General features: G+C 65.8%; 4 protein-coding genes. All 4 read left to right on the forward strand.

Annotation, left to right across the window (positions count from 1 at the left end):
• The first annotated feature begins 105 nt into the window (after positions 1-105).
• Positions 106-3,318 (forward strand): autotransporter outer membrane beta-barrel domain-containing protein, encoded by a 3,213-nt coding sequence (locus VGD20_RS10300; RefSeq protein WP_331134357.1) that lies wholly within the window; start codon positions 106-108, stop codon positions 3,316-3,318.
• A gap of 234 nt (positions 3,319-3,552) precedes the next feature.
• Positions 3,553-4,074 (forward strand): sigma-70 family RNA polymerase sigma factor, encoded by a 522-nt coding sequence (locus tag VGD20_RS10305; RefSeq protein ID WP_331134358.1) that lies wholly within the window; start codon positions 3,553-3,555, stop codon positions 4,072-4,074.
• On the forward strand, positions 4,064-4,999 hold the full coding sequence (locus VGD20_RS10310) for a FecR family protein (protein ID WP_331134359.1): 936 nt from the start codon (positions 4,064-4,066) through the stop codon (positions 4,997-4,999). The genes VGD20_RS10305 and VGD20_RS10310 overlap by 11 nt, the downstream gene beginning before the upstream one ends.
• A gap of 2 nt (positions 5,000-5,001) precedes the next feature.
• Positions 5,002-7,566: a TonB-dependent receptor gene (locus VGD20_RS10315; RefSeq protein ID WP_331134360.1), complete on the forward strand. Its 2,565-nt coding sequence runs from the start codon at positions 5,002-5,004 to the stop codon at positions 7,564-7,566.
• Positions 7,567-7,668 lie beyond the last annotated feature (102 nt).

The following is a 7,668-nucleotide window of genomic DNA, read 5'->3' on the forward strand; positions in this document are numbered from 1 at the left end:
ACAGTCATGCGACCGTAATATTTTTTTCCAAGGCGCACCCGTATCGGTTCCGTCTTGTGATTGTCGCCGGGAAAACTTCCGGCCCCTGATCACAAGAGGAACCCGATGCGTAAGATTTTGCTAGCGTCTACCAGCCTGGCCGCCATGATCGCGGCGCCTGCCGCAGCCGAAACCGTGATCGGCAATGCGCTCACCGCGCCGATCCGCACCTCGACGGTCAAGGGGGGGACGGCGCCCGACGACACGAGGCTCGCCGCTTCGGGATCGATCAAGCCGACTACCTCGGGTCCCGCGATCACGATCGACAGCGATCACAAGGTGGTCAACGAAGGCACGATCGAGTTCAGCAACATCGACGGCGCGACCGGGATCTTTGCAAACGCCGGCGTGACGAGCGGCATCACCATCGCCACCGGCGGCAAGATCACCATCGGCGAAACCTATGCGCCGACCGACATCGACAAGGACGGCGACCTCGACGGTCCCTTCGCGGTCGGCAGCAACCGCGTCGGCATCGCGACGGGCGGAGCTTTCACGGGCAACATCACCAACGGCGGCGTGATCGTCGTCGAAGGCAATGATTCGGCCGGCATCCGCCTCGGCGGCCCGCTGACCGGCAGCTTCACCAATAACGGCACCGTGCAGGTCCTCGGCGACCGCGCGCTCGGCATCGGGCTGCAGGACGTGACCGGCAACGTCCGTCTTGCCGGCGAGATCAGCGGTACCGGCGTCGACGCGATGGCTGCCCGGCTTGCGGGCAACATCACGGGTTCGCTCGTCGTTCAGGGCAACCTGACCGCGACCGGCTATCGCACCGTTACGCCGCCGGCCGACCCGTCGAAGCTCGACGCCGACGACCTGCTGATCGGCGGCCCGGCGCTGTCGATCGAAGGCAATGTGACCGGCGGCATCATCCTCGCCATCCCGCCCAAGGATAGCAGCACGAGCGACAATGACGAAGACGATGACGGTATCGAGGATTCGAAGGAAGGGATCGCTGCGGTCCGCTCCTTCGGGTCGGCCGCCGCGATCCGCATCGGTTCGGCGACGCAGGCCGTCACCATCGGCGCCGTTCCGGGAACGGGCACCGGCCTCGGCTTTATCATCGACGGCGCCGTTCTCGGCAACGGCCTCTACGCCGGCAAGGACGGCAACGCCATCCAGGTCGGCGGTCTTGGCGGTACGGTGAATATCGCGGGCGGCATCGGCAGCGCGGGCAGCGTTTCGGCGCAGTCGAAGGACACCGCCGCGACCGCGATCCGTATCGGCAATGGCGCGACCACGCCCGAAATCCGCAATGCGGGCAAGGTCGAGGCGATCACCGGCGGCAACGCATCGGGCGCGATCGCAACGGCCGTGATCGTCGATGCCGGCGGCGACGTCGCGCTGATCCGCAACAGCGGCTCGATCACGGCGAAGACGGGCGGCGACAATGGCACCGCGCGTGGCATCGTCGATCTGTCGGGCAAGGTAACGACGGTCGAAAACAGCGGCGCAATCAGCGCGACGGGCGCGCTCGCCTCGTCCGATCGCAACATCGCGATCGACCTTTCGGCGAACACCACTGGCGCGACGGTCAAGCAGACCGCCGTCGCTTCGGGCATCACCGCCCCCAGCATCGTCGGCGACGTCCGCTTCGGCGGCGGCAACGACACCTTCGATATCGCCGACGGTTCGATGAAGGGCGACAGCTTCTTTGGCGCCGGCAACAACAAGCTCGCGTTGTCGGGCGACGCGACCTACGACGGCGAGGCGCGCTTTGGCGGCGGCAACGATACGATGACGCTCGCCGGCACCTCGAAATTCGGCGGGGTCGCCGATTTCGGCGGCGGCAGCGATACGCTGAGCATCGGCGACACTTCGGTGTTCTCCGGCAGCCTGCGGAATTCGCAAGGCCTGGCCGTCACCGTCGCGGGCGGCACCTTCGACCTTGGCGGTGCCGCGACGATCTCGTCGCTCGCGATCACCGACAAGGGTACGTTCGGGGTGATGCTCGACACCGGCAGCACGGGCACGGCGCTTCAGGTGACCGGCAACGCCAGCTTCGGCGCGGAATCGAAGCTGCTGCTCAAATTGTCGAGCATCGAGCAGGCTGAAGGACAGCATGTGGTGCTGAGCGCCGGTTCGGTGACCGGCGCAAACAACCTGACCGCCTCACAGACGCTGCTGCCTTTCCTCTACAAGGGCACGCTGACCTCGAACGCGACGCAGCTGATCGTCGACGTATCGCGCAAGAGCACGAGCGAGCTCGGCCTCAACCGCTCCGAAGCGGGTGCGTTCAATGCGGTGATCGACGCCGTCGTCGCCGACCAGAAGATCGAGGACGTCTTCCTTGGCATCCGCAACGGCGAGCAGTTCAAGAGCCAGCTCGGCCAGATGCTGCCCGAACATGAAGGCGGCGTGTTCGAAACCGTCACCACCGGTTCGCGCGCGCTGGCTCGCTACCTCCAGGATCCCAACGCGCCGTTCCAGGACGAAGGCAAGTGGGGTTATTGGGTCAACCAGGCTGTCTGGGGCACCTCGAAAAGCGTCGGCGATACGGCAAGCTACGACGTCAGCGGCTGGGGTATCTCGGCGGGCGCTGAGATCGAAAGCAATATCGGCAATTTCGGCGGTTCTATCGCCTATCTTTCCGGCAAGGACGGCAACGGCAGCAACTCGAACGAGGTGAGCACCAGCCAGTTCGAAGGCGCGCTGCACTGGCGCATGCGTTCGGACGGCTTCATGGCCAATGCACGCATCTCGGGCGCGCCGATCAGCTTCAAGGGCACGCGCATTTTCCGCGCCGAGGCAGGCGCCGAAGACATCGAAAAGACGATGAAGGGCAAATGGGACGGCACCTTGTGGTCGGCCTCGGGCTCGCTCGCCTATGACGCCCGCGCCGGCGGTATCACGATCCGCCCGATGGTCGCCGTCGACTATTACAAGCTGAAGGAAGACGGATACCAGGAAGCCGGCGGCGGCGATGCGCTCGACCTCAAGGTGCTGGGCCGCGACAGCGACGAGCTTGCGGTATCGGGCACCGTCGCCCTCGGCATGGATTTCGGCGGCGCCGATGAATATGACGGCTGGACGCGCTTCGAACTCGAAGGCGGCCGTCGCCAGATCGTCGGCGGCACGCTGGGCGCGACGACGGCGTCGTTCAAGGACGGCACGCCCTTCACCCTCGTTCCTGATGATCGCACGAGCGGCTGGATCGGCCGTTTCCGTGGCATCGCCGGCAATTCGGCCTTCCAGGTCGCCGGCGAAGTGTCTGCGGAAGAACAGCAAAGCCATGTCGGCTGGGCGTTCCGTGCAAGCTTGCGGGTCGGCCTCTAGCCCCCCGGCTGGCCCCGCATGCAAGGGGGAAGCGACCTCCCTACCCTCGCTTCCCCCTTGCTCAGGAACAAATGAACGAAGAACCCGATGCTTGCACTCGCTATCCCCTCCTCCTGCTCGCCGCGGTTGCACCGCAGGGCATTGGCGCTATATGACGGCTTCGTCAGGGGGACGTATGGCGCACATCGGGGCGGCGCCCACCGGCGAAAGATGGCGTTCCAAAGCAAGCAATCCATGACCCAGTCGCCCGATCGAACCGACGCCGCACAGGGCATCGAAGGCGTATTGCTCGCCAACCGGGATCGGATCGTCCGTTTCCTGGAGGTTCGCGGTGCCGGCGATGGCGCCGAGGACCTGTTCCAGGATCTGTGGATGCGCCTGACCGACCGCCGTACGGGTCCGATTGCCGAACCGCTGTCCTATGTCATGCGCGCCGCGAACAATCTGATGCTCGACCGCTATCGGTCCACCCGGCAGAGCGAGCTCCGCGACCGGGCGTGGGGCGAAGCCTCGGCGATGCAAAGCCCCTCGACCGAAGCCTCGCTGATCTCGCGCGAACAGCTCGCGCTCGTCGAAACCGCAATCACGAACACCGGTGACCGTCCGGCGCGCATCTTCCGCCGGTTTCGCGTCGACGGGCTGAACCAGCGTGACATCGCCAGTGAAATGGGGGTCAGCCTGAGCACCGTCGAGGCTGACCTTCGCAAAGTCTATGCGACGCTTGCGGCGATGCGGAGGCAGTTCGATGCGAGCTGACGCAAACCACAGCGCCGAAGCGCGCGCGATCGACTGGCTGATCCGCCAGCGCGACCCCGCTTTTGCCGACTGGGACGGCTTTGCCGACTGGCTTGGCGAGGACCCCGTTCACGCCGCCGCCTATGATGCGATCGCGAGCCTCGATCAGGATCTCGATGCGCTGCCGAAGGCATCGAGCCCGTCGGTCATGCCGCTGCATCGCGCACCGCGCCGTCCGTCGCGGCGGGCCTGGTTCGGCGGTGCGATCGCGGCCGCATTCGTCGGCGCGATCAGCCTGTCGGGCCTCGGCCTGCTCGATGATCCGGGCCGGATCGAAACCGCGGCGGGCGAACATCGCACCGTCACCCTCGCCGACGGGTCGAAGATCGAAATCAACGGCGGCTCGGTGGTCGAGATCGACGAGGATCGTCCGCGCTTTGCCCGGCTGGAATCGGGCGAAGCGATGTTCCATGTCGTGCATCGCGACGGCGACCCGTTCGTGGTCGAGGCGGGCGGTTCGAGGATCGTCGACCTTGGCACCGCCTTCAACGTCGTGCGGCGCGCGCGCCAGACGAGCGTCGCGGTGTCCGAAGGTGTCGTCCTTTATAACCCCGACCGCGACAATGTCCGTCTCGTCGCCGGCAAGGGGATCGAAGCGCGCGACGATGACCGCAAGGCGCCGACGGTGCGGGATGTCGATGTTGCGAGCGTCGGCGGCTGGCGTACCGGACTTCTCGTTTACAACGACACCCCGCTGGCAGTCGTCGCAGAAGATCTGAAGCGCACCGCGGGGATGCAGGTGAGCATTGCCCCCGATGCGGCCGACGTCTCCTTCCGCGGCGCGCTGATCGTCGACGACGACCGGAGCCGCACGATTGCCGATCTCGCCGCCCTCTCGGGAACGAAGGCCGAGCGGCAAGGCGATGGCTGGATATTGACGCGCTGAGCATGATGCCCCGCCCTTCCCTGATCGCCGCAGCGATATTGCTGGGCCTGCCGGCGCAGGCAATGGCGGCAGAAGAGCGCGCGTTCGACGTTCCCAAAGGTAATTTATCGAGCGTATTGCCGATGATCAGCCGGCAGGCCGGCGTCAGCATCAGCGTCGTCGATGCGAAACTCTGGCAGGCGCGCGTCAAGCCGGTGCGTGGGCGGATGAGTGTCGAAGAGGCGATCCGGCGGCTGCTCGCCGGATCGGATGCCCGCGCGGTGCGCGTGAGCGCGACGAGTTGGCGCATCGAACGCCGTCCGCCGCCGCCGCGCGTTGCCAGTCGTACCCCATCGCCGCGGCAGGCGCCGCAGCCCCGGGCGCGCGAACCATCGACCGATACCGTCGCGGCGGCGCATGAGGAGATCATCGTCACCGCGTCCAAGACCGATCTGCCCTATTCGCACTTTGCGGGCGTCGCCACCCAGCTGGATGGCGGCGATTTGGCGTTTGGCGGCGAACGCGGGATGGATTCGATCCTGTCGCGGACCGCGACCGTGTCCTCGACCCATCTGGGTTCGGGGCGCAACAAGCTGTTCATTCGCGGCATCGCCGATTCCAGCTTTACCGGCCCGACGCAGGCCACCGTCGGACAGTATCTGGGCGACATCCGCCTCAGCTATAATGCGCCCGATCCGGATCTCCGCCTCTACGACATCGACAATGTCGAAATCCTCGAAGGTCCGCAGGGTACGCTCTATGGTGCCGGCTCGCTCGGCGGCATCATTCGCGTTGTCCCGAAAGCGCCCGACCCGCGCGAGATGTCGGTTCAGGCGATCGCGGGCGTTTCGGTGACGCAGCACGGCGACCCGGGCGGCGATATCGCGGCAATCGCCAATCTGCCTGTCGGCGATGATGGTCATGCGTTGCGGTTGGTCGGCTATATGCTGACCGACGGCGGCTATATCGACAATCCGATGCTCGGGCAGAACGACGTCAATCGCGTCCATGTACGCGGCGGCCGCGGAACCTTCCGGTTCGAGGCGGGCGATGACTGGACGGTCGATCTTGGCGGCATCTATCAGGTCATCACGTCCAACGACGCGCAATATGCCGACAAGGACGCGCCGCCGCTGATCCGTAACTCGCTGGTGCAGCAGAATGCCAAGGCGCGCTACGGGCTCGGTACGATCGTGGTGATGAAGGATTGGGGCGACCTCCGCTTCCAGTCGTCGAACGCCTATATCGAACATCGGCTGTTCGAGCGCTTTGACGCCACCGTTCCCGACGGTGATCAGGCGGGAACGGTCGACATCGAACGTCTTTTCTCGCCTTATGATGTCAGCGTGATCAGCGACCGGCCGCGCGTCCTGGACCAGCGCAATGCGACGCGGATGTTCGTCAGCGAGAACAGGCTGTCACGGCCCTATCATGACGGTCTCGGCTGGGTCGTCGGCGTGAGCTTCATCGATAACCGGGCACGGCAGACGCGCGATTTCGGGATCGCGGGGTCGGGAAGCGCCGGGTTTAGCGTCACGTTGCCCGCGCGCGGCGAAACCGCCGCCGGCCCGCCGGCCGAAATCCCGCAGGCTGAAGTCAGCCTGCGCGGTATCAGCGCGATCCTGCCCGGCGTGACCAACCGGATCACCGAAGTCACCGGCTACGCCGAAGCGACGGTCGAGCTGATGCCGGACCTGATCGCAACGGGCGGGCTACGCCTTTCGCACGCGCGGCTCGGCGGCACTGCCGAAGGTCTGGCCTTCGCGCTCGATCCGTCGCAGCGCGCGACGACCGCCGTCCGCAACGAAACCGATCTGCTGCCCTCCTTCTCGTTGCTTGCGAGTCCGCTCGACAATGTCCGGCTCTATGCCCGCTATCAGGAGGGCTTCCGTCCGGGCGGCCTCGCGGTCGACGGAAATTTCGTCCGGCGCTTCCTCAACGACCAGGTGCGGACGTGGGAAGCGGGAATGCGCTTCGGCGACAAGGGCCACAGCCTGATCGACGCCAGCATATCGCTGTCCTACAGCCGCTGGCGCAACATCCAGGCCGACTTCATCGACAGCAACGGTTTCCCGACGACCGCGAATATCGGCGACGGACGTATCACCAGCCTGTCGGGTGCGATTGCGATGCGGCCGACCGAGACGCTGACGTTCGAACTCGGCGGGGTCTATAACCATAGCCGCGTCGATGATTTCGCGGCGCAGATCCTGCCGGTGTACGATACGGCTCCAGGCAGGCTTGGCCGCATTCCGAACGTTGCAAAGCACGCCGTTCGTGGTTCGGTCAACTATGCTACCGTGATCGACGACGAGGATTTTCGCGTCAACGGCTGGGCCAGCTATATCGGACCCTCGCGGCTCGGGATCGGCCCCGTTCTCGGCGAGAGTCAGGGCGATTATGTCGACACCGGTCTGGCGATGCGGATCGGCAACGCCCGCCGCGGGCTGTCGCTGACCCTCACCAACCTGTTCGATTCCCGCGGCAACCGCTTTTCGCTCGGCACGCCCTTCGTCGAAGGCAATGAAGGTTTCCTGACGCCACTCCGCCCCCGCACCCTCCGGATCGCCGTCGACGTCGCTTATTAGCGCGTCGCGGTTTCGGGGTGGGGAGCTGTCCCTTTTGTGCACCCCGGCGAAAGCCGGGGCCAAGGGCGGTCACACGCAGGTCCCGCTGGAATTCTGGGCCCC

The sequence above is a fragment of the Sphingopyxis sp. genome (genome assembly GCF_036402335.1).
GTDB lineage: Bacteria > Pseudomonadota > Alphaproteobacteria > Sphingomonadales > Sphingomonadaceae > Sphingopyxis.